This window comes from Lentzea sp. NPDC004789, assembly GCF_053601075.1.
This window is the reverse complement of the sequence record NZ_JBSGBE010000002.1, coordinates 388566-408500: the sequence shown is the minus strand read 5'-3', so window position 1 is coordinate 408500 and position 19935 is coordinate 388566. Positions and strand designations below refer to the sequence as shown.

General features: G+C 70.3%; 25 protein-coding genes and 1 pseudogene. 18 read left to right on the top strand and 8 right to left on the bottom strand.

From position 1 onward, the window contains the following. Positions 1–23: 23 nt before the first annotated feature. Entirely contained in the window at positions 24–659 is a 636-nt protein-coding gene (locus tag ACWEIJ_RS06090) for a maleylpyruvate isomerase N-terminal domain-containing protein (protein ID WP_449836064.1), read from the top strand. On the opposite strand, the gene ACWEIJ_RS06085 is transcribed toward ACWEIJ_RS06090, so the two are convergent. Further along, a complete protein-coding gene (locus tag ACWEIJ_RS06085) occupies positions 656–1234 on the bottom strand; it encodes a GNAT family N-acetyltransferase (protein ID WP_449836063.1) in 579 nt (192 codons plus the stop codon). The genes ACWEIJ_RS06090 and ACWEIJ_RS06085 overlap by 4 nt on opposite strands. Positions 1235–1395: 161 nt before the next feature. Between ACWEIJ_RS06085 and ACWEIJ_RS06080 the strand changes: the two genes are divergently transcribed. The 7 genes from ACWEIJ_RS06080 (at position 1396) to ACWEIJ_RS06050 (ending at position 7895) form a co-directional block, all read left to right on the top strand. Next, positions 1396–1890, top strand: coding sequence for a DinB family protein (locus ACWEIJ_RS06080; RefSeq protein ID WP_449836062.1), 495 nt, complete (start codon positions 1396–1398; stop codon positions 1888–1890). Between the two features lie 92 nt (positions 1891–1982). After that, positions 1983–2387, top strand: a complete 405-nt coding sequence (locus ACWEIJ_RS06075; protein ID WP_449836061.1) for a DUF948 domain-containing protein — start codon at positions 1983–1985, stop codon at positions 2385–2387. Continuing rightward, positions 2384–2653, top strand: a complete 270-nt coding sequence (locus ACWEIJ_RS06070) for a hypothetical protein (protein ID WP_355439141.1) — start codon at positions 2384–2386, stop codon at positions 2651–2653. Before ACWEIJ_RS06075 ends, ACWEIJ_RS06070 begins: the two co-directional genes overlap by 4 nt. 74 nt (positions 2654–2727) lie before the next feature. Continuing rightward, positions 2728–5397 (top strand): alanine--tRNA ligase, encoded by a 2670-nt coding sequence (gene alaS, locus ACWEIJ_RS06065; protein WP_449836060.1) that lies wholly within the window; start codon positions 2728–2730, stop codon positions 5395–5397. Further along, positions 5384–5872: a Holliday junction resolvase RuvX gene (gene ruvX / locus ACWEIJ_RS06060; RefSeq protein WP_449836059.1), complete on the top strand. Its 489-nt coding sequence runs from the start codon at positions 5384–5386 to the stop codon at positions 5870–5872. Before alaS ends, ruvX begins: the two co-directional genes overlap by 14 nt. Further along, positions 5869–7077: an endolytic transglycosylase MltG gene (gene mltG / locus ACWEIJ_RS06055; protein WP_449836058.1), complete on the top strand. Its 1209-nt coding sequence runs from the start codon at positions 5869–5871 to the stop codon at positions 7075–7077. Before ruvX ends, mltG begins: the two co-directional genes overlap by 4 nt. Then, a complete protein-coding gene (locus ACWEIJ_RS06050) occupies positions 7077–7895 on the top strand; it encodes a shikimate dehydrogenase (protein ID WP_449836057.1) in 819 nt (272 codons plus the stop codon). The genes mltG and ACWEIJ_RS06050 overlap by 1 nt, the downstream gene beginning before the upstream one ends. Here ACWEIJ_RS06050 and ACWEIJ_RS06045 read toward each other — a convergent pair. Beyond that, positions 7884–8306, bottom strand: a complete 423-nt coding sequence (locus ACWEIJ_RS06045) for a MarR family winged helix-turn-helix transcriptional regulator (protein ID WP_449836056.1) — start codon at positions 8304–8306, stop codon at positions 7884–7886. The two genes, ACWEIJ_RS06050 and ACWEIJ_RS06045, sit on opposite strands and share 12 nt — an antisense overlap. A gap of 87 nt (positions 8307–8393) precedes the next feature. Between ACWEIJ_RS06045 and ACWEIJ_RS06040 the strand changes: the two genes are divergently transcribed. Next, complete coding sequence (locus tag ACWEIJ_RS06040) at positions 8394–9203, top strand: SDR family NAD(P)-dependent oxidoreductase (RefSeq protein ID WP_449836055.1); 810 nt, start codon at positions 8394–8396, stop codon at positions 9201–9203. Here the strand turns inward: ACWEIJ_RS06040 and ACWEIJ_RS06035 are convergent, their stop codons facing one another. The 3 genes from ACWEIJ_RS06035 to ACWEIJ_RS06025 are packed head-to-tail and all read right to left on the bottom strand — an operon-like array spanning position 9204 to position 11610. Continuing rightward, positions 9204–9593 carry a hypothetical protein gene (locus ACWEIJ_RS06035; RefSeq protein WP_449836054.1) on the bottom strand — a complete coding sequence of 130 codons (390 nt, stop codon included), beginning with the start codon at positions 9591–9593 and terminating at the stop codon, positions 9204–9206. Beyond that, complete coding sequence (locus ACWEIJ_RS06030; RefSeq protein ID WP_449836053.1) at positions 9590–10939, bottom strand: sensor histidine kinase; 1350 nt, start codon at positions 10937–10939, stop codon at positions 9590–9592. Before ACWEIJ_RS06030 ends, ACWEIJ_RS06035 begins: the two co-directional genes overlap by 4 nt. Further along, positions 10936–11610, bottom strand: coding sequence for a response regulator (locus ACWEIJ_RS06025; RefSeq protein WP_449836052.1), 675 nt, complete (start codon positions 11608–11610; stop codon positions 10936–10938). Before ACWEIJ_RS06025 ends, ACWEIJ_RS06030 begins: the two co-directional genes overlap by 4 nt. Positions 11611–11712: 102 nt before the next feature. Between ACWEIJ_RS06025 and ACWEIJ_RS06020 the strand changes: the two are divergent. Beyond that, positions 11713–12204 (top strand): annotated as a pseudogene (locus ACWEIJ_RS06020) (phosphatase PAP2 family protein); the annotation flags it as partial. A gap of 186 nt (positions 12205–12390) precedes the next feature. Here the strand turns inward: ACWEIJ_RS06020 and ACWEIJ_RS06015 are convergent. Genes ACWEIJ_RS06015 through ACWEIJ_RS06005 form a run of 3 tightly spaced genes read right to left on the bottom strand, consistent with a single transcriptional unit; the run spans position 12391 to position 14720 of the window. Beyond that, positions 12391–12657 (bottom strand): HPr family phosphocarrier protein, encoded by a 267-nt coding sequence (locus ACWEIJ_RS06015; protein WP_449836351.1) that lies wholly within the window; start codon positions 12655–12657, stop codon positions 12391–12393. Between the two features lie 33 nt (positions 12658–12690). Further along, the gene (locus tag ACWEIJ_RS06010) at positions 12691–13968 is read right to left on the bottom strand and encodes a PTS transporter subunit EIIC (protein ID WP_449836051.1); all 1278 of its coding nucleotides are present in this window, start codon (positions 13966–13968) and stop codon (positions 12691–12693) included. Next, entirely contained in the window at positions 13965–14720 is a 756-nt protein-coding gene (locus tag ACWEIJ_RS06005) for a GntR family transcriptional regulator (RefSeq protein WP_449836050.1), read from the bottom strand. The genes ACWEIJ_RS06010 and ACWEIJ_RS06005 overlap by 4 nt, the downstream gene beginning before the upstream one ends. A gap of 110 nt (positions 14721–14830) precedes the next feature. Here ACWEIJ_RS06005 and ACWEIJ_RS06000 point away from each other — a divergent pair, with 110 nt between their 5' ends. The 8 genes from ACWEIJ_RS06000 to ACWEIJ_RS05965 all read left to right on the top strand — a co-directional run bounded on the left by ACWEIJ_RS06000 (position 14831) and on the right by ACWEIJ_RS05965 (position 19923). Then, positions 14831–15067: a glucose PTS transporter subunit EIIB gene (locus tag ACWEIJ_RS06000; protein WP_449836049.1), complete on the top strand. Its 237-nt coding sequence runs from the start codon at positions 14831–14833 to the stop codon at positions 15065–15067. After that, positions 15064–15519 (top strand): PTS sugar transporter subunit IIA, encoded by a 456-nt coding sequence (locus ACWEIJ_RS05995; protein ID WP_449836048.1) that lies wholly within the window; start codon positions 15064–15066, stop codon positions 15517–15519. Before ACWEIJ_RS06000 ends, ACWEIJ_RS05995 begins: the two co-directional genes overlap by 4 nt. 301 nt (positions 15520–15820) lie before the next feature. Next, complete coding sequence (locus ACWEIJ_RS05990) at positions 15821–16273, top strand: prepilin peptidase (RefSeq protein ID WP_449836047.1); 453 nt, start codon at positions 15821–15823, stop codon at positions 16271–16273. 13 nt (positions 16274–16286) lie between these two features. Beyond that, the gene (gene aroC, locus ACWEIJ_RS05985; RefSeq protein WP_449836046.1) at positions 16287–17486 is read left to right on the top strand and encodes a chorismate synthase; all 1200 of its coding nucleotides are present in this window, start codon (positions 16287–16289) and stop codon (positions 17484–17486) included. Continuing rightward, the gene (locus ACWEIJ_RS05980) at positions 17483–17989 is read left to right on the top strand and encodes a shikimate kinase (protein ID WP_449836045.1); all 507 of its coding nucleotides are present in this window, start codon (positions 17483–17485) and stop codon (positions 17987–17989) included. Before aroC ends, ACWEIJ_RS05980 begins: the two co-directional genes overlap by 4 nt. Continuing rightward, positions 17986–19095, top strand: a complete 1110-nt coding sequence (aroB, locus tag ACWEIJ_RS05975; protein WP_449836044.1) for a 3-dehydroquinate synthase — start codon at positions 17986–17988, stop codon at positions 19093–19095. Before ACWEIJ_RS05980 ends, aroB begins: the two co-directional genes overlap by 4 nt. Beyond that, positions 19092–19526: a type II 3-dehydroquinate dehydratase gene (gene aroQ, locus ACWEIJ_RS05970; protein WP_449836043.1), complete on the top strand. Its 435-nt coding sequence runs from the start codon at positions 19092–19094 to the stop codon at positions 19524–19526. Before aroB ends, aroQ begins: the two co-directional genes overlap by 4 nt. Then, the gene (locus tag ACWEIJ_RS05965) at positions 19519–19923 is read left to right on the top strand and encodes a VOC family protein (RefSeq protein ID WP_449836042.1); all 405 of its coding nucleotides are present in this window, start codon (positions 19519–19521) and stop codon (positions 19921–19923) included. Before aroQ ends, ACWEIJ_RS05965 begins: the two co-directional genes overlap by 8 nt. The last annotated feature ends 12 nt before the right edge of the window (positions 19924–19935 follow it).

The window sequence follows — 19935 nt, the reverse complement described above, 5'->3', positions numbered from 1 at the left end:
GGAATTCGCGTAGCTTCGGCGAAGTGACGATCAGAGACGACTTCCTGACCACCGCCCGCATCGCCCTGGACCTCCTGCGCGACCAGCGGGTCGCCGACCACTGGGACAAGCCGAGCGCCCTGCCGGAGTTCGGCGTCAGCGGCCTCGCCGGCCACCTCGGCTACCAGGTGCTGCCGCTGCCGACGATGACCACCGCGCCGATCGGTGACGAGCCGGTCGTCGGGCTCATGGAGCACTACGCGCGGGCGAACTGGACCGAGCAGGAGATCGACTCCGAGCTGCACACCCGCATCCGCGACGGCGGCGAGAAGATCGCGGAGAAGGGCCACGCCGCGTTGTGCGCGGAGTTCGAGCAGGTGCTGGCCGAGCTGGAGAAGACGTTGCCCGGCTTGGAGAACCGCCCGGTCCGCATGCCGCACTGGGGCCCGTGGGCGGTGCCGCTGGACGACTACCTGGTGACCCGCCTGATGGAGTTCGTCGTGCACTGCGACGACCTCGCGGTGAGCGTCGGCGCCGACACCCCGGAGTTCCCGCGCCCCGTCGACGAGACCGTGATCGACCTGCTGACCCGCATGTCGCTCAACCGGCACAAGGCCATCGACATCGTGCGCGCTTTCAGCCGCAAAGAACGCGCACCGCAGGACATCACCGCGTTCTAACGAGGGCGCACCATCAGCAAGGCGAGCTTGTTCGGCAGCATGATCTCGTCGGCGGCCATGAACCCGCCCGCCTCGAACGACCTGATGGCGCGCGTATTGCGCACATCGGGCTCCATCACGATCCGCGTGCAGTGCGGGTCGGCCTCGAACAGCGCGTCGGTGAGCCGGGGGAGCAGTGACCGCACCAGCCCCTGGTCGGTCATCGCCAGCTCACCGACCGCGACGGTCAGCCCGAGGTCGTGCGGCCGCGCCTGGTAGCAGTCCGCGACGGCGTTCCGCGCCGCCCGGTACACCTCGGCGTGGATGACGGGACGCCCGTGCCGGCTGATCAGCAACGGCCGGACGTCGTCACCGTCCAGCTGCGCCCGCAGCTCGGTCTCCCACTGGGGCAACGTCCAGGCCCGCCGCGCGAACGCCGCCACGTGCGGTGCCTGGTTCCAGCGGTGGATGACGTGCAGGTCGTAGCCGTCCGGGCGGGCGACGCGGGCGTGCCACGGTTCCGCGAGCTCCGGGATCGGCGGGGCGCCCGCCGTGGCCTGCCTCCGGTAGGAGTCCAGGTGCGATACCGGCTTCACAGGGCCTCCTGCGCGGGTCAAATTAGGTGTGCCTAACCTCAACTGCGCACCGGCGCCGATGTCAAGCCCTCTGTGACGGGTATTTCACAGGCAGTGACCGCCGCGCGTCAATGAGTGGTCCGTTCCAATTGGCTGACGGCTGTGTTGCGTACCTTCACGGCATGGCGGAAACGCAGCGCGAACCGGTGCCACGAGTCGACACGGGCGAGCTCGACGTGGCGCACGCCTTCCTGAAGTTCCAGCGCCACTGCGTGCTCAAGAAGACGCAGGGCCTGACCGAGGAACAGCTGCGCAGGCCGATGGTCGCCAGCGGCACGTCGCTGCTCGGGCTCGTCCAGCACCTCACCGAGGCCGAGCGGCTCTGGTTCGACCACCACCTCGGCGGCAACGACTGGTCGGAGGCCGACGAGCTGGACATGGCGGTGCCCGCCGAGCTCACGGCGGACGAGGTGATCGAGGCCTACCGCGCGGCGATCGCGGCCGGCGACCGGGCCATCGCGGCCGCGGGCGATCCCGACGCGCTCATGGCGATCCCCATCGACGGCATGCGCAAGTCGCTGCGCTGGATCCTCGCCCACATGACCACCGAGACCGCCCGGCACGCGGGGCACGCCGACATCCTCCGCGAGCAGATCGACGGCGTCACCGGCCGCTGAAGATCAACTGCTGTGGCCCCTCATCTGGGTGTCGGGCCCACCCGGTAATCTCACCCGCAATCAAGCCACAACGCCGGTCACCAGGAGGATCCGTGTCGCCAGGGCAGATCGCAGCGCTGGTCGCCGCCGGTGCGTTCGTGCTGCTCGTGCTCGTGCTGGCGGTCGTGGCGGTCAAGGCAGCGCGGTTCTTCGACGAGGCCACGATCGCGATGCGCAAGGCGCACGAGAACAGCGACCCGTTGTTCGTCGAGGCCAACACGACGCTGACGCACGTGAACACGCAGCTGGAGCGCGTCGACGGCATCACGGCCAACGCCCGCGCCGTCACCGGCAACGTCTCCGCGCTCACCAGCCTCTTCACCGCCACGCTGGGCGGCCCGCTGGTCAAGGCCGCCGCGCTGTCCTACGGCGTGAGCAAGGCCGTCAAGGCGCGCCGCAAGGCCGCCGAGCAGCCCAACAAGCACAGCAAGCGCCGTCCGAGGCGAGGTGCGAAATGAGCCGCCTCTTCTGGTTCGGGCTGGGTGCCGCCGCAGGCGTCTTCCTCGCGCGCAAGGCCGCCGAGGTCACAAAGCAGGCGACTCCCGCCGGTATCGGCGCTAACGTGGGTGAAGGCCTGCGTGAGCTCGCCGGCGCCATCGGTTCCTTCGGGGCCGAGGTGCGCGCGGGCATGGCCGAACGGGAACAGGAGTTGCAGGAGACCGTGGAACGTCAGACGGGCTTCACACCGGGGCGTCGAGCGCCCAGGGCGAACGGGAAGCACTAGCACCGTTCGCCTCGGCCGCCATGCCCTTTTTCCGGGGCAGCCCTGACAACTTCTGAAAGACCAAGGACATTCCCGTGCAGACCCACGAGATCATCAAGCGTTTCCGCGAGCACTTCGAGAAGGCCGGGCACAAGTACATCCCCAGCGCCTCGCTGCTGCTCGACGACCCCAACCTGCTGTTCGTCAACGCCGGCATGGTGCCGTTCAAGCCGTACTTCCTCGGCGAGGCCCCGCCGCCCGCCCCGCGGATGACGAGCATCCAGAAGTGCGTGCGCACGCCCGACATCGACGAGGTCGGCAAGACGACGCGCCACCTCACGTTCTTCCAGATGGCCGGCAACTTCTCGCTCGGCGACTACTTCAAGGAAGACGCCATCCGGCTGGCCTGGGAGCTCGTCACCAAGTCCCAGGACGAGGGCGGCTACGGCTTCGACCCCGAGCGCATCTGGGTCACGGTCTACCTGGACGACGACGAGGCCATCGAGCTCTGGCAGAAGATCGCCGGGCTGCCGCTGGAGCGCATCCAGCGCCGCGGCGTCGAGGACAACTTCTGGTCGATGGGCGTGCCCGGCCCGTGCGGCCCGTGCTCGGAGATCTACTACGACCGCGGCCCCGAGTACGGCCAGGAGGGCGGCCCGGTCGTCGACGAGGACAGGTACCTGGAGATCTGGAACCTCGTCTTCATGCAGAACATCCGCGGCGAGGGTGGCGGCAAGAAGGACTACCCGATCCTGGGCGACCTGCCGTCGAGGAACATCGACACCGGCATGGGCGTCGAGCGCGTCGCCTACCTGCTGCAGGGCGTCGACAACGTCTACGAGACCGACCTGGTCCGCGCCGTCATCAACAAGGCCGAGGAGCTGTCCGGCCGCAAGTACGGCGACAGCGAGGTCGACGACGTCCGGTTCCGCGTCATCGCCGACCACGCCCGCAGCGGTGTGCTGCTGGTCGGCGACGGTGTCACGCCCGGCAACGAGGCCCGCGGCTACGTGCTGCGCCGCCTGCTGCGCCGCATCATCCGCAGCTCCCGCCTGCTCGGCGTGACCGAGCCGGTGCTGCAGTCCTACGCCGAGGTCGTCCGCGACTCGATGGGCGAGGCCTACCCCGAGCTGGTCAGCGGGTTCGCCCGCATCCAGCAGGTGCTCAAGGCCGAGGAGGACACGTTCCTGCGCACGCTGGACGCCGGTTCGCGGATCTTCGAGAACGCCGCCGCCGAGGTGAAGTCCGACGGCCGCGCCACGCTGCCCGGTGACAAGGCCTTCCAGCTGCACGACACCTACGGCTTCCCGATCGACCTCACCCTGGAGATGGCCTCCGAGGCCGGGTTGAGCGTCGACGAGGACGGCTTCCGCAAGCTGATGGCCGAGCAGCGCGCCCGCGCCAAGGCCGACGCCTCCGCCAAGAAGACCGGCCACGGCGACCAGAGCGTGTACCGCGAGCTGCTGGAGCAGGGCCCGACCGAGTTCACCGGCTACACCGAGCTCGCCTCCGAGGCCACCCTGCGCGGCATCGTGCTGAACGGCCGGCGGATCTCCTCGGCCAAGGAAGGCGACATCGTCGAGGTCGTCCTCGACCGCACGCCGCTCTACGCCGAGTCCGGTGGCCAGGAGTCCGACGCCGGCACGATCGTCACCGGCAACGCCGAGCTGGAAGTGCTCGACGTGCAGAAGGTCGCCCGCAAGCTGTGGGTGCACCAGGTGCGCGTGCGTTCCGGCGAGATCGCCGAGGGCGAGCACGTCGAGGCCCGCGTCGACCCGGAGTGGCGCATCGGTGCCCGCCAGGGCCACTCGGGCACGCACGTCGTGCACGCCGCCCTGCGTCAGGTGCTCGGCCCGTCGGCCCTGCAGAGCGGTTCGTACAACAAGCCCGGCTACCTGCGCCTGGACTTCGCCTGGACCGGTGGCCTGTCGGCCGAGGCCCGCAGCGAGATCGAAGAGGTCTCGAACCTGGCCGTGCGCAAGGACCTGCCGGTCTCCGTCGTGTACACCGACATGGCCGGTGCCCAGGACATGGGCGCCGTCGCCCTGTTCGGCGAGACCTACGACGAGACCGTGCGCGTCGTCGAGATCGGTGGCCCGTGGTCGCGTGAGCTGTGCGGTGGCACGCACGTCGAGCACTCGTCGCAGATCGGCCCGATCACGCTGCTGGGCGAGTCGTCGGTCGGTTCCGGCGTGCGCCGCCTGGAGGCCTACGTCGGCATCGAGGCCATGCGGTTCCTCGCCAAGGAACGCGCCATCGTGCAGAACCTCTCCGACATGCTGAAGGTCGGTTCCGAGGGCCTGCCCGAGCGGATCGAGTCCCTGGTCGAGCGGCTGAAGGTCGCCGAGAAGGAGCTGGAGAAGGTCCGCGCCGCCCAGCTGCTCGGCAACGCCGGGTCGCTCGCCGACAAGGCCCTGGACGTGCGCGGCCTGTCGCTGGTGGCCCTCGGCCTTGAGGGCGTGTCGGGCAACGACCTGCGCACGCTCGGCGGCGAGGTCCGCAACCGCCTGGGCAACAAGCCCGGTGTGGTGGCCCTGTTCTCGGTCGACGGCGACAAGGTGAGCTTCGTGGTCGCCACCACGGCCGCCGCCCGCGACCTGGGCCTGGCCGCCGGCAAGCTCGTCCCGGTGTTCGGCCCGGCCATCGCCGCCCGCGGTGGTGGCAAGCCGGACCTGGCCCAGGGCGGCGGCACGAACCCGGCCGGCGTGCCCGACGCCATCACGGCTCTCACGAACGAACTGGACAAGGTGCTTGAGCAGCGCTGACGTCCCCGGCGTCGACGATCCGGGCCTCGGCAGGAGGCTCGGCGTCGACGTCGGCTCGGTTCGGGTGGGAATTTCTCTCAGCGATCCGGGTGCTTTTCTGGCGACTCCGCTGGTTACCCTGCAGCGTGACGAGAAGCGCGGCTCGGACCTCACCGAGCTCGTACGTCTCGTGGCCGAGCATGACGTCGTCGAAATCGTGGTCGGCCTGCCGAAGACCCTCGCGGGCCGGCACGGTCCGGCGGCGGAGGCGGCGGCCGCGTACGCTGCGGCACTGGCCGGCCGCGTCGCGCCCGTGCCGGTCCGGCTCAGCGACGAACGGCTGACGACGGTCGTGGTGAGCCGGGTGCTGGCGCAGCGCGGGGTGAAGGGCAAGAAGCAGCGTGCCGTGGTCGACCAGGCTGCCGCGGTCGAGATCCTGCAGTCTTGGCTGGACGCACGGGCACGCACGGTGGCCGCCCGAAAGGACGAGGTGTGAGCGACGATCTCGGGTTGTTCACCGACCCCGACGTGGACGAGCGACGTCCGGTCAAGCGCGGCAACAGCGCCCGTGACAAGGCGAAGAAGCGCAAGAAGACGATCCTGTGGCTCGTCGTCGCCCTGGTCCTGTCCGCGGGCATGGGCGGCGCTTACTACGGCTACAAGGAGCTGCGCGGCATCGGCTCCTACGACGACTACCCCGGCAGCGGCGACACCGACGTCATCGTCGAGGTCCAGGACGGCGACGTGGTCAGCAAGATCGCGTCGACTCTCTACGACAACGGCGTCGTCGCCTCCGCGAGGGCCTTCATCGAGGCCAGCAAGACCGACGCCCGCGTGACGTCGACCCAGCCGGGCTTCTACCTGATGAAGACGAAGATGTCGGGCGCGCAGGCGGTGGCCCGGATGATCGACCCGAAGACCCGCGTGCCGGCGGTGCAGGTCGTCGGCGGCATCAAGCTCACCGACATCAAGGTGGGCGACAAGGTCGTCAAGGGCATCTACTCCCTGCTGGCCGACGCGAGCTGCACGGAGAAGGACGGCGCCAAGAAGTGCCTGACCGTCGACGAGATCAAGGCCGCCGCCGAGCAGACCGACCCGGTCGCGCTGGGCGTCCCGGACTGGGCGCTGGCCGACGTGAAGCGCGCCGACCCCCAGTACCGCCTCGAAGGCCTCATCATGCGCGGCGTCTACCAGGTCAAACCAGGTGTGAGCGCGGTCGAGCTGATCCGCAGCGTCATCGTGGCCTCCGCCCAGAAGCTGGCCGGCGCCGGCATCCCCGGCGGCACCGTGAACACGGGCTTCCGCCCCTACGAGATCCTGGTCATGTCCTCGCTGGTCGAGAAGGAGGCCATCGAGAAGGACTTCGCCAAGGTCTCCCAGGTGATCTACAACCGGCTGAAGAAGCCGATGGCGCTGCAGTTCGACTCGACCATCAACTACAAGAACAACCAGCCGCACATCCGCACCTCCGACGCCGACCGCGACAAGCCGGGCCCGTACAACACCTACCTGACCCAGGGGCTCCCGCCGACGCCGATCGGCTCGCCGTCGCAGCAGGCCATCACCGCCGCGCTGAAGCCGGAGGGCGGCGACATCCTGTACTTCGTGAAGTGCCAGAAGGACGGCACGTCGTGCTTCGCGACGACGTTCGAGGAGCACAACGCCAACGACCAGAAGGCCCAGCGGGAGGGCATCTACTAGTGCGCCGCGCGGCAGTGATCGGTTCGCCGATCGAGCACTCGCTTTCCCCCGTGCTGCACAACGCCGCCTATGCCGCGCTGGGGCTGGACTGGGAGTACACGCGACTGGAGTGCTCCGAAGACCGGGTCGCGGCTCTGGTCGCCTCGCTGGGGCCGGAGTGGGCCGGGCTCTCCTGCACCATGCCGACCAAGCGGGCGGCCTTGGCGGTGGCGTCGTCGGTCACAGAGCGGGCGTCGGCCGTGGGTGCGGCGAACACGCTGGTGCGCACGGACTCCGGGTGGCACGCCGACTGCACCGATGTGGACGGTGTGGTGGGGGCGTTGCGGGAGAAGGGTTTCCCCGGCGGCTCCACCGGTGTGGTGATCGGTGCCGGTGGGACGGCCACCGCGGTGCTGGCGGGGTTCGCCGCTCTCGGGATCTCCTCGGTCTCCCTGGTGGTGCGGGATCCTTCGCGTGCCGCCGAGGCCGTGGCCACGGCCGGTCGGGTCGGCATCGCGGCCGAGGTGCTCGCACTGTCCTCTGTGGACCTCGGCGCGCTGGCCGCCGCGTCGGACGTGGTGGTGTCCACGGTTCCCGCCGAGGCCACGGTGCCGCTGGCTGCCGCACTGGCTCGGGCGCCGTACGTGCTGGACGTGATCTACCACCCGTGGCCCACGCCGGTGGCCGACGCGGTCGAGGCCTCCGGGGCGCGGCTCGCGACCGGGCTGGACATGTTGCTGCACCAGGCTTTCGGTCAGGTGGAGCAGTTCACCGGCAAGCCCGCGCCGCAGGAGGTCATGCGCGCGGCGCTGGCCGCCGAACTGGCCTCACGGTCCTGACTTCGCCACTTTGTCCAAAATGGACAACAGGCTGGTCAGGTCGTCCGGCCCGAGTGCCGACAGCGGGCTGCACTCCACCACGATCCGCAGCACCTCCGAGCGCACCTGCCTGCCCTTGTCGGTGAGCACGAGCGCGCGTGACCGCCGGTCGTGCGGGTCGGGCACGCGTTCGACGAGTCCTCGCGCGGCGAGCTGGTCCGCGACGAAGGAGAGGTTCGGGGCGTTGCAGTGCAGGCGGCCGGCCATGATCTTCATCGAGGGCGGTTCCTCGTCGGGGTCCAGCGCCCACAGCGCCTGAGCGGTCGCCGTGGTCAGGCCCAGTTCCGCGAGCGGGGCGGTGATCGCCGCCTCGGTGCGCATGACCACTTCGTGCACGGCCTCCACGGCCGCGGCCTGATCGCGTTCGCCCATGGCGCACAGTCTAGCCACTTGCTTCGAGACTCGAACTTGTTATGCTGCGACCAAGATACTTCGAGACTCGAACGATTGGAGTGCGCCGTGCACTCGTTCGCAGGCACCACCGCACTGGTCACCGGTGCGTCCAAAGGCATCGGTCGCGCCTACGCGCTGGAACTGGCCCGCCGGGGCGCCGATCTGGTGCTCGTGGCGCGCAGCACCACGTCGTTGGAAGAGCTGGCGGCCCAGGTGCGGGCCGAGCACGGGGTGAAGGCCGAGATCATCGCTGCCGACCTCGCGGACGCCGCGGGTCCCCGAGCCGTGGCCGAGGCCGTCGCCGGCCGCGGTCTGACGATCGACCTGCTGGTGAACAACGCCGGCTCCGGCTCGGTCGGACCGTTCTTCGCGCGCCCCTTCGCGCCGAACAGCCAGTCGGTCGCCGTCAACGTCACCGGGCTGATGGAGCTGACGAACCTGTTCGGCCGCGACATGGTGGCCAGGGGAGCGGGAGGCATCATCAACGTGGCGTCCACGGCGGCGTTCCAGCCGACGCCCTACATGGCCAGCTACGGGGCCACGAAAGCGTTCGTCCTCTCGTTCACCGAAGCCCTCGCCGAGGAGCTGCGGGGCACCGGCGTGCGGGTCATGGCCGCGCATCCCGGAGCGACCGCCACCGGCTTCTTCGAGGGCACCACGGCCACCCTGGACCCGCGCGTGACCGACTCGCCGGAGTCGGTCGCCGCCCGCACGCTCGACGACTTCCTGCGCGGCCGCGTCGCCTCCTACCCCGGTCGCACCGTGCACCGGTTGACGACCCTGGTGGCACGCGTGCTGCCGCGCCGCACGGTCGCGAGGGCGGTCGCCGCGCTCAACACCAGGCTCGGTTTCCGGGCGGTGACCGACGTGTCGTGACTAGGGGCAGGTGAAGCCGGACGCGGGTACGTCCTCCAGCTTCGCCCGGCTCGCGATCGCCGTGCAGTACAGCTGGAGCTGCGCCATCTTCGTCAGCCCGGCCATGTCCTCCGGCAGCACCAGCACGTTCGACACCGCGTAGACGCGCGACGACGAGGCGGGCACCTCGGTCGCCAGGCCCTGGTTCTTCTCGTCGTCGGTGGGTCCGGCGACCAGGAGGTTGACGGCGGTGGCGGTGTCCACGGTGCCGGAGTAGGCGCGCGTCCGCCGCACCAGCTGGTCGTGCTTGGCCGTGAGCAGGTAGATGGTCAGCTCGTGCGAGGAGATGGTGGGGGCATCCGCACCGTTGAGCACCGGGGTGGGGCGCACACCGCACGCGGAGAGGGTCACCAGGGCAAGCGCAAGGTGAAGACCGCGCCGCCCGCGGGCGCGTTGGCCGCTTCGATGGTGCCGCCGTGCAGGCGTGCGTTCTCCCATGCGATCGCCAATCCCAGTCCGCTGCCCTCGGAACGGGAGCGGGCCGTGTCTGCCTTGTAGAAGCGGTCGAAGATGTGCGGCAGGGCCTCCGGCGGGATGCCGGGGCCGTGGTCGGACACCTCGATGACACCAGGACGCACGGTGATCCGCACGGGTGCGCCGCCGTGCTTCAGCGCGTTGCCGACGAGGTTGGCGACGATCACGTCGAGGCGGCGGCGGTCCACCCGGCCGGTGATGCCGTCGGGCAGCGAGGCGTGCACCGAGGTGGTCCAGCCGCGGGCGGCCAGGCAGTCGCGGACGGCGGTGCCGATGTCCCACTCGTCGAGCTCCAGGACGTTGCGGCCCTCGTCGAAGCGCGAGATCTCCATGAGGTCGTTGACGAGACGGGTGAGCTTGCGCGTCTCGGTCGAGACCAGCCGGGCCGCCACGGCGGTGTCGGGCTGCAGGGACCCCGCGTCCTCGTCCAGCACGGCGGTCACGGCGTTCATGGCCGTCAGCGGAGTGCGGAGCTCGTGCGACACGTCGGCGACGAACCGTCTGGAGGCCGCCTGGGAGGCCTCCAGCTGCTCGGCGGCGCGGTTGAACGTGCGGGCCAGGTCGGAGAGCTCGTCGGAGCCGCGTTCGTCGACCCGGGTGTCCAGCCGGCCGGAACCGAGGGCGCGGGCCGCGGCGCCCAGGCGGCGCACCGGGCGCAGGACGCCGCGCGCGGTGAACAGCGCCAGCCCGAGGGCCAGCGGCAGCACCAGGCTCACGCCCACCCAGGCAGCCTTCGCGAAGCTGTCGATGGCGCGTTGCGGGCCGCCCAGCGACGACATCGCCCACACCTCGACCCCGGTGCTGGAGCCGTCGCCGCGCAGCAGCGGGATGCCGATGACCACGTACGGCTCGGCCAGGTCCGTGCGGCGCTGCCAGATGACGGTCCTGCTCGACTTCAACGCCGTGCGCATCTCCGCGGGGATCGTGTTGGAGAGATCCGGTCCGCCATGGGCGCTAAGCCCTCCGTAGCCGACGTAGGCGGCACCGCGCAGGTAGGAGGCGAACTCGTCGAGGTCCTGCTGCGCCGGTGGCACCCTCAGCCGGGGCGCGTAGTCGCGGACGTCCTTGACCAGCGGGTTCATGAACCCGTCCTGCGCGTCCTCCAGCAGCAGGTTGCGGGCCGTCGCGTAGGAGGCACCGGCCGCGGCCACCGCGCCCAGCAGGGTCAGGAGCAGGAACGCGGCCATCAGCCGCGGGCGCAGGCCGCGCAGCAGCGACCTCATCGCGGGCCGAAGCGATAGCCGAAGCCGCGCACCGTGTGGACGTACCGGGGTTCGGACGGGACGTCCTCGATCTTGGCGCGCAGCCGTTGCACGCAGGCGTCGACCAGCCGGGAGTCGCCGAGGTAGTCGTGCTCCCAGACCGCCTCCAGGATCTGCTGGCGGGTCAGCACGCGGCCGGGGGTGCGGGACAGCTCCAGCAGCAGCTTCAGCTCGGTCGGGGTCAGCGCGACCTGCACGTCGTCCTTGAGCACCTGCAGACCGGCGCGGTCGATCACGAGCGAGCCGTGGCGTTCCACCGCGGACGGCTCGGAGACGGTCCGGCGCAGCACGGCGCGGATGCGGGCCTCCAGCACCCGCGGCTCGACGGGTTTCACCACGTAGTCGTCCGCGCCCGCCTCCAGGCCCGCGACCACGTCGAAGTCGTCGCCGCGCGCGGTCAGCATGATGATCGGGACCTCGGCCTGCGAGCGCATGCGGCGGCACGTCTCGAACCCGTCGATGCCCGGCAGCATGATGTCCAGCACGACGATGTCGGGACGGGACTCGCGCAGCCGTGCCACGCCTTCCTCGCCTGTTTCCGCTGCCCGGACGTCATGCCCCTGGCGGCGCAGCGCCAGACCGAGACCTTCGCGCACGGACGGGTCGTCCTCGACCAGCAACACCATCGCCACGAGATCCATTATCGGTGGGGGAGGGGACCTGTGCCGTTTCTGTAGCGGAACCATGACATGGCGTGGACGCTCCCGTAGATCGCCACGCGGAGTCTCGGTGGCATGGCCGGAAGCTTGGTGGGGTTCCTCTTCACGTACTTCGCGCTGGTGTGGACGTCGTTCGGGCAGAAGGCGGAGAACGCCGCGTTGCCCGAGCTGTCACTGCAGCGTTCCTGGGCGTCCAACGTGGACATGGCGATCCTGGTGGCCGCGGTGCTGGTCGTCCTGATCGCGCGGAAGAAGGCGTTGCCGCCGTTGCTGGTGCTCGGCGGTTCGGTGTTGCTGGCGCAGGTGCTGAAGCTCCACGTGCTGGTCCGGCCCGAGCTGGACGACGACGCGGTGCTGGTGCACAACAGCTTCCCCAGTGGACACACGACGGCCGCGGTGGCGTCGGTGGTCGCGGTGACGATGGCCGTGCCGCGGCGGTTCGCGGTGTGGGTCGCGGTGCCGGGGGCGATCGGTGCGGGCGCGGTGGCGGCGGAGACGGTGTCGCTCGGCTGGCACCGGTTCAGCGACACGCTCGGCGCGGCGCTGCTGGTCTCGACGCTCGCGTTCCTGGTGCTGCGCAGGTGGACCGCGGGGCTGGTGGTGCCGCCCGCGCTCGCCGCGGCCGGGGTGTGGCTGATGGTGACGTACCCGCAGGCCACGCCGTCGACCTCGGCCGGCGTCGTGACCGCGGGTGTCGTCCTGCACTTCGGGTGGGTCGTGAGTGGACGCGCCGGCGCCCACTCACGACCTGACTCACTCGTCGTGGTCGGTGGCGATCAGTTCGGCGATGGCGTCGAGAGCGGCATCCGCTCCGTCCCCGTCGGCGCTGAGCACCACCTCGTCACCGTGCATGGCGCCGAGGGTCATCAGACCCAGCACACTCGCCGCGTCCACGGCTTCGCCGCCGTCCTTGCGGATGGTGACCGTCACCGACTGGTCGGCGGCGGCCTTCGCCAGCAGTGCGGCAGGCCGGGCGTGCAGTCCGACCTTGCTGGCCACGGTGACCCGTCGCTCGGCCATGATGGTTCCTCCCGGTAGAGCTGGTTGTGCTGGCTACTTCTCGTTCGCCGCGGGGGTCTCGCGGGTCACGCGCTCGGACGTGGTGAGGACGGACTCGTCGGCTTCCGGCGACTCGTCGTCCTCGCGGCCCGGGGTCTTCAGGTTCCACTTGGTGATGACCCAGCGGAACAGGAAGTAGTAGACCACCGCGTAGATCAGGCCGAGGATGATCAGCAGCCACGGCTTGGTCGCGATGTTCCAGTTCAGGATGAAGTCGATCGCACCGGCCGAGAACGAGAACCCGTCGTGGGCGCCCAGCGCGTTCGAGATCGCGAGCGAGGTGCCGGTCAGCACCGCGTGCAGCACGTACAGCGGCCACGCGACGAACATGAACGCGAACTCGAGCGGCTCCGTCACACCGGTGATGAACGCGGTGAGCGCGGCGGAGCCCATGATGCCACCGATGATCTTGCGCTGGTTCGGGCGCGCGGTGTGCACGATCGCGAGCGCCGCGGCCGGCAGGGCGAACATCAGGATCGGGAAGAAGCCGGTCTGGAACGTTCCGGCCGACGGATCGCCCGCGAGGAAGCGCGGGATGTCACCGGTCTTGTCGTTGTAGTGGCCGAACTGGAACCACACGACGTTGTTGACGATGTGGTGCAGGCCCAGCGGGATCAGCAGGCGGTTGACGGTGCCGTAGATGAACGCGCCGATGATCGTGCTGCCGGTCACCCACTCGCCGACCGCGGTCAGGCCCGCGTTGAACAGCGGGTACACCAGGCCGAGCAGGACGCCGAAGACCACCATCACGCCCGCGACGATGATCGGCACGAACCGGCGGCCGCCGAAGAAGGCCAGGTACGGGGGCAGCTTGATGCGGTGGAACCGCTGCCACAGCAACGCGGTGGTGACACCGACGACGATACCGCCGAGCACCCCGTAGTTGATCAGGACCGGCTTCGCGGCCGGGTCGGTCGGCTGGTCGAGGACCAGTGGCGACATGGCCTTGAAGACGCTGGTCAGCACGGTGTAGCCGACCACGGAGGCCAGTGCGGTGGAACCGTCACCGCGCCGGGCGAACCCGACGGCGATGCCGACCGCGAACAGCAGGGCGAGGTTGCTGAACAGCGCGTCGCCTGCCGCACCGATCACCGCGGCGACTTTGTTCCAGCCGAGACCGTCCTTGCCCAGCAGGTCGTCTTGACCGAAGCGGAGCAGGAGACCTGCCGCGGGCAGCACGGCGATCGGCAGCATGAGGCTGCGACCGAAGCGTTGCAACGTGGCGAGGCCCTTGATCTCACGCCCACCGGTCTGTGCGGCGTTGGTGCTCATCGGGTACCTCCCTTGGCGGAGTTCGGTCCGGTCCCCGGGACGGTCCGGTCCAGTTGCATGGTCACCTGGTAGAGATCGCCCCGGTACCAGGAAGTCACGTCTTCACACGGTCGCCCCTGAGAGCTGGCGACCCTTCTGAACACGAGCAGCGGACTGCCCTTTCGGACGTCGAGCGCCTTCGCCGTCTCGGCGTCGGCGGTCTCGGCCCACACGGTCTGCCGCGCCTCGTCGAGCTGCACCCCGTACTTCGTCGCGAAGAGCTCGTAGAGCGACCCGGTCAGGTCGCACCGGTCGAGCTCCGGCAACAGGTGCGGGCTGTACCAGCCGGCCTCCAGCGCCAGCGGCGCCCCGTCGGCCCTGCGCAGCCGCACCACGCGGTAGGCGTACTCGTCGGCGTCGAGCCCCAGCGAGGCCTTCGAGCCGGGAGCCGTCTGCCCGCAGCTGATCACCTCGGAGCTCGGCTCCAGCCCGCGAGCCTTCATCTCCGAGGTGAACGAGGCCAGGAAGAGCTGCAGGTCGTAGCGCCGCCGGGCGGTGAACGTCCCGCGTCCCTTCGCCCTGGTCAGCAGGCCTTCGGCGACCAGTTGGCCGACTGCGGCCCGCACTGTGATGCGGGACACTCCGTACCGCTCGGCCAGGTCGCGTTCGGACGGAATGGGCGAGCCGGGCGCGAGGTCGTGCTCGGCGAGCCGCCGCAGGATCTCGCGGAGCTGCGCGTGCTTGGGCTTGGGCCCGTCCACGATCTCGTGCATTCGCTCACCTCCTCGCAGTGGTACTTTCCGGTCTAGACCAGTTGGTGCGGGAGAATGCTCCGCACAGCGAGCGGGTGTCAACCGCTGTTACGGGAACGAGAGGTACGAACGTGGCTGACGAGAAGGCGCAGAAGATCATCGACGCGCTGGGCGGCGCGTCCAACATCGTCGAGATCGAACCGTGCATCACCCGCCTGCGGTGTGAGCTCGAGGACGGCTCAGTGGTCGACGAGAAGGCCCTGAAGGCGTTGGGAGCACACGGAGTCATGCGCTCCGGCAACGTCGTCCAGGTCGTCGTCGGCCCCGAGGCGGACACCATCGCGTCGGACATCGAGGACCTTCTGTGAGCCTCCGCGTCGGCAGCCCCGTGACCGGCCGGGTGGTCGCGCTCTCCGCCGTGCCGGACCCGGTCTTCTCGCAGGCGATGGTCGGTCCCGGCGTGGCCGTCGAGCCCGTTCGCTCCCGTTCGGACGTCGTCTCGCCCGTCGACGGCACCGTCGTGACGCTGCACCCGCACGCGTTCGTGGTGGCGACCTCCGACGGCGCGGCCGTGCTGGTGCACCTGGGCATCGACACCGTGAAGCGCAAGGGCGAGGGCTTCGAGCTGCACGTGGTCAAGGGCGAGCAGGTGCTGGCCGGTCAGCGGATCGTGACCTGGGACCCGGCCGAGGTGGAGGCGGCGGGGTTCGCGCCGATCTGCCCGGTGATCGCGCTGGACGCGTCGGCCGAGGTGCTCGGTGATCTCGCGCTGGACGTGGACGTGGCGGCGAACGACGCCCTCTTCGACTGGTCTCGCTGACGCTGCCGGCCGCCACGCGGGGCCCTTGCGTGCGCTAGGAGGGTACGAAAGCTCCCCGCGTGCTGGCTGCTGGCGGCGTGTGCGGTTGTTGTTTGCGTGTGTGGCGTGGTGGTTGTTGGGTGGTACGCGGGGTCGTTGCGTGCGCTTGGAGGGTACGAAAGCTCCCCGCGTACTTCTCGGCAGCAGGGTTTCGGGCGTTTTGCCAGCCCGGACTGGGGCACCGTGGGTCCGTGCGTGAACGGACCGTTCACGACCGGTCGCGATTTGTGCCCGAGTCGTACCGAGCAGGACCGTGGTCGTCATGACCGCGGTCCTGCTCGCGTCCGTCCTGAGTTCGCTGTGGACGGTCGCCGCCGTCCTCGACGCGCCACCCTCGTCGTACCTGCTGGCCTGGTTCGGCGTCGTGCTCGCGCTGATCGACCTGCGGCACCACCGGTTGCCGGACGCGCTGACCCTCCCCCTGGGCGCCGCGCTGCTGCTCCTGCAGTCCCACCGGCTGGGAGAAGCCGCGCTCGGAGCCGCGATCTTCGGTGGCGCTCATCTCGCCATCCGGGCGTGGCGTCCCACGATGATGGGCGGCGGCGACGTGAAGCTCGCGGCCGGCCTCGGTGCGGCGCTCCCGCTGCCGTCGCTCCTACCTGCGGCGATCCTGTCCAGTGCGGTCACGCTCGCGCTCGCGGCGGCCAAACGCGGCAGAGCGGTGCCGCACGGCCCGGGGTTGCTGGCCGCCACCTGGGCGTTGACGACGCTGTGAAAGGATTGTGAACGTGCTGCGCTGGATCACCGCTGGAGAGTCACACGGACCCGCCCTCGTCGCCGTCCTGGAGGGCATGCCCGCCGGTGTCGAGGTGACGACCGACGACCTCGTCGCCCAGCTCGGGCGACGCAGGCTGGGTTTCGGGCGAAGCCCGCGCATGGGGTTCGAGCAGGACGAGGTCGAGATCCTCGGCGGCGTGCGCCACGGCAAGACCCAGGGCGGCCCGATCGCGGTCACCATCGGCAACTCCGAGTGGCCGAAGTGGCAGACCGTGATGTCCGCGGACCCGGTCGACCCGAGCCTGCTCAAGCCGACCGGCCGCAACGAGGCCCTCACGCGGCCCCGGCCCGGTCACGCCGACCTGCCCGGCATGCAGAAGTTCGGCTTCGACGAGGCCCGTCCCGTGCTCGAACGCGCGTCCGCCCGGGAGACCGCGGCCCGCACGGCGCTGGGCACGGTGGCGCGGCAGTTCCTGCAGCAGCTGCTGGGCGTGCGGATCCTCAGCCACGTGGTGTCCATCGGCAAGGCCGAGACGCCCGAGGACAGCGCCCTGCCCACGCCGGACGACCTGGCCGCGATCGACGAGTCTCCGGTGCGCTGCTTCGACCAGCGCGGCACGGACGCGATGGTCGCCGAGGTCGAGGCCGTGAAGGACGCCGGTGACACGGTCGGCGGTGTCATCGAGGTGCTCGCGTACGGGTTGCCGCCGGGCCTCGGCTCGCACGTGCACTGGGACCGCCGCCTCGACGCCCGCCTGGCCGCCGCGCTGATGGGCGTGCAGGCCATGAAGGGCGTGGAGATCGGTGACGGCTTCACGTCCGCGCGCAGGTGGGGTTCCCAGGCGCACGACGAGATCGACCGCGGCAGCGGCCCGGTCGGCGTCACGCGCCGGTCGAACCGGGCCGGTGGGCTCGAAGGCGGTATCACCAACGGCGAGATCCTCCGCGCCCGCGTGGCGATGAAGCCCATCTCGACCGTCCCGCGTGCACTGTCCACTGTGGACGTCCGCACCGGTGAGCCCGCCGTCGCGATCCACCAGCGCTCCGACGTCTGCGCCGTGCCGCGCGCCGGTGTCGTGCTGGAGTCGGTCGTCGCGCTGGTGCTCGCCGAGGCCGCGCTGGAGAAGTTCGGCGGCGACTCGCTCGACGAGACGCGCCGCAACGCCCACGCCTACCTGAAGGCGCTGGAAGCCCGCTGGGAGGGCATGTGAGCCCGAAGTTCGTCGTGGTCGGCCCTCCAGGGGCCGGCAAGACCACGGTCAGCCAGCTGCTGGCCGAGCAGCTGGACCTCGCCTTCCGCGACACCGACGCCGACATCGTCGAGGCCACCGGCCGGGCGATCGGGGACATCTTCACCGAGGACGGCGAGCCGGTTTTCCGAGCCATGGAAGAGGAAGCGGTCGCCAAGGCGCTCGTGGAGCACGACGGCGTGCTGGCGCTCGGCGGCGGCGCGATCCTGTCGCGGCAGACCCGTGAGCTGCTCAAGAACCACACCGTCGTGTTCCTGAACGTCGGCATGGCGGAGGGCGTGCGCCGCACCGGGCTGTCCAGCGCGCGCCCGATGTTCTCCGGCGTCAACCCGCGCGCGACGTTCAAGGCGCTGCTGGACGCGCGCCTGCCGCTGTACCGCGAGGTCGCGACGATCGAGGTGCTGACCGACGCCCTCGACCCGGCGCAGGTGACCGAAGCGGTGATCGAGGGAGCCAGCGAATGACCGAGCCCGTCCGCATCCGGGTCGCCGCCGAGAAGCCCTACGACGTGGTGATCGGCCGCGGCCTGCTCGGCGACATCGTCGAGTTCCTCAAGGGCACGGCCAAGATCGCGATCGTGCACCAGCCGACGCTCGCCGCGACCGCGCAGGTGCTGGTCGACGAGCTCAAGGCCGTCGGCGCCGACGCGCACCGCGTCGAGGTCCCAGACGCCGAGGACGGCAAGGACCTCGCCGTCGCGGGCTTCTGCTGGGACGTGCTGGGCAAGATCGGCCTGTCCCGGTCCGACGCCGTCGTCGGCCTGGGCGGCGGCGCGGTGACGGACCTGGCGGGCTTCGTCGCGTCCACGTGGATGCGCGGCGTGCGCCTGGTGAACATCCCGACCACGCTGCTCGGCATGGTTGACGCCGCCGTCGGCGGCAAGACCGGCATCAACACCGACGCCGGCAAGAACCTCGTCGGCACCTTCTACGAGCCCGACGCCATCTTCGTCGACCTCGCGACGCTGGAGACCCTGCCGCGCAACGAGCTCGTCGCCGGCATGGCCGAGATCGTGAAGGGCGGCTTCATCGCCGACCCGGTGATCCTCGACCTGATCGAGGCCGATCCCGCCCTGGCGCTGGACCCCACCGGCGAGGTGCTCGCCGAGCTGGTCCGCCGCAAGATCCAGATCAAGGCCGACGTGGTGACGAGCGACCTGCGCGAGTCGTCGTTGCGCGAGATCCTCAACTACGGCCACACCCTCGGCCACGCCATCGAACGCCGCGAGCGCTACCGGTGGCGGCACGGCGCCGCGATCAGCGTTGGTCTGGTCTTCGCCGCCGAGCTGGCCCGCCTGGCCGGCCGCCTCGACGACGACACGGCCGACCGCCACAAGCGCGTGCTGGAGCTGCTCGGCCTGCCGACCTCCTACGACCCGGACGCCCTTCCGCAGCTGATGGAGGGCATGAAGGTCGACAAGAAGAACAAGGCGGGCGTGCTGCGGTTCGTCGTGCTGGACGGCCTCGCCAAGCCGGGCCGCCTCGAAGGCCCCGACCCGGCGCTGATCGCCGCCGCCTACTCCGCCGTCGCCGCGGAGCCGTCCTCCGGTTCGGGGAAGGTGCTGCTGTGAGGGTTCTCGTGCTGAACGGGCCGAACCTCGATCGGCTCGGCACCCGCGAGCCGGCCGTCTACGGCAGCACCACCTACGCGGACCTGGTCGAGATGTGCGTGGCCGAGGGCGAGGAGCTCGGCTTCGACGTCGAGGTCCGCCAGACCGCCCACGAGGGCGAGATGGTCGGGTGGCTGCACGAGGCCGCGGACGCCTCGGTCCCCGTGGTGCTGAACGGCGCCGCGTGGACGCACTACTCGATCGCGGTGCGCGACGCGTGCTCGCAGCTCACGGCGCCCCTGGTCGAGGTGCACATCTCGAACATCCACCAGCGCGAGGAGTTCCGGCACCACAGCTACATCTCGGCGATCGCGAACGGCGTGATCGTCGGGCTCGGCGTGGAGGGTTACCTGCTCGCGCTGCGCTGGCTGGCGCTCAAGGGCCGTGCCTGACCGCGGGGCGCTGCACCACGTCGAGCTGTGGGTGCCGGACCTGGCGCGCGCCGAAGCCGCGTTCGGCTGGCTCTTCGCGGACCTCGGCTGGACCGAGCACCAGCGCTGGAGCGCGGGCGTGAGCTGGAAGCTGGGCGCGACCTACGTCGTGGTCGAGCAGTCCCCGGCGCTCACAGGTCCCCACGATCGGATGAAAGCGGGCCTGAACCACCTCGCCCTGCACGCCGGTACCCGTGCGGATGTCGACCGCCTCACGGGCGTTGCCCAGCGCAACGGCTGGCGGCTGATGTTCGCCGACCGGCACCCGTTCGCCGGCGGCGAGAACCACTACGCGGCGTTCCTGGAGAACGAGGACGGCTTCGAGGTCGAACTGGTGGCGGATTTCCCGGTCGCGTGACCGGTCGTCTGC

Excerpts from the sequence above, each read along its gene's own strand:
- ACWEIJ_RS06045 (WP_449836056.1), bottom strand. The coding sequence starts at position 8,306 with ATGGGCGAACGCGATCAGGCCGCGGCCGTGGAGGCCGTGCACGAAGTG.
- ACWEIJ_RS06070 (WP_355439141.1), top strand. The coding sequence starts at position 2,384 with ATGAGCCGCCTCTTCTGGTTCGGGCTGGGTGCCGCCGCAGGCGTCTTC.
- ACWEIJ_RS06010 (WP_449836051.1), bottom strand. The coding sequence starts at position 13,968 with ATGAGCACCAACGCCGCACAGACCGGTGGGCGTGAGATCAAGGGCCTC.
- ACWEIJ_RS06030 (WP_449836053.1), bottom strand. The coding sequence starts at position 10,939 with ATGAGGTCGCTGCTGCGCGGCCTGCGCCCGCGGCTGATGGCCGCGTTC.
- ACWEIJ_RS06005 (WP_449836050.1), bottom strand. The coding sequence starts at position 14,720 with ATGCACGAGATCGTGGACGGGCCCAAGCCCAAGCACGCGCAGCTCCGC.
- ACWEIJ_RS06015 (WP_449836351.1), bottom strand. The coding sequence starts at position 12,657 with ATGGCCGAGCGACGGGTCACCGTGGCCAGCAAGGTCGGACTGCACGCC.
- aroB (WP_449836044.1), top strand. The coding sequence starts at position 17,986 with ATGACCGAGCCCGTCCGCATCCGGGTCGCCGCCGAGAAGCCCTACGAC.
- ACWEIJ_RS05990 (WP_449836047.1), top strand. The coding sequence starts at position 15,821 with ATGACCGCGGTCCTGCTCGCGTCCGTCCTGAGTTCGCTGTGGACGGTC.
- ACWEIJ_RS06080 (WP_449836062.1), top strand. The coding sequence starts at position 1,396 with ATGGCGGAAACGCAGCGCGAACCGGTGCCACGAGTCGACACGGGCGAG.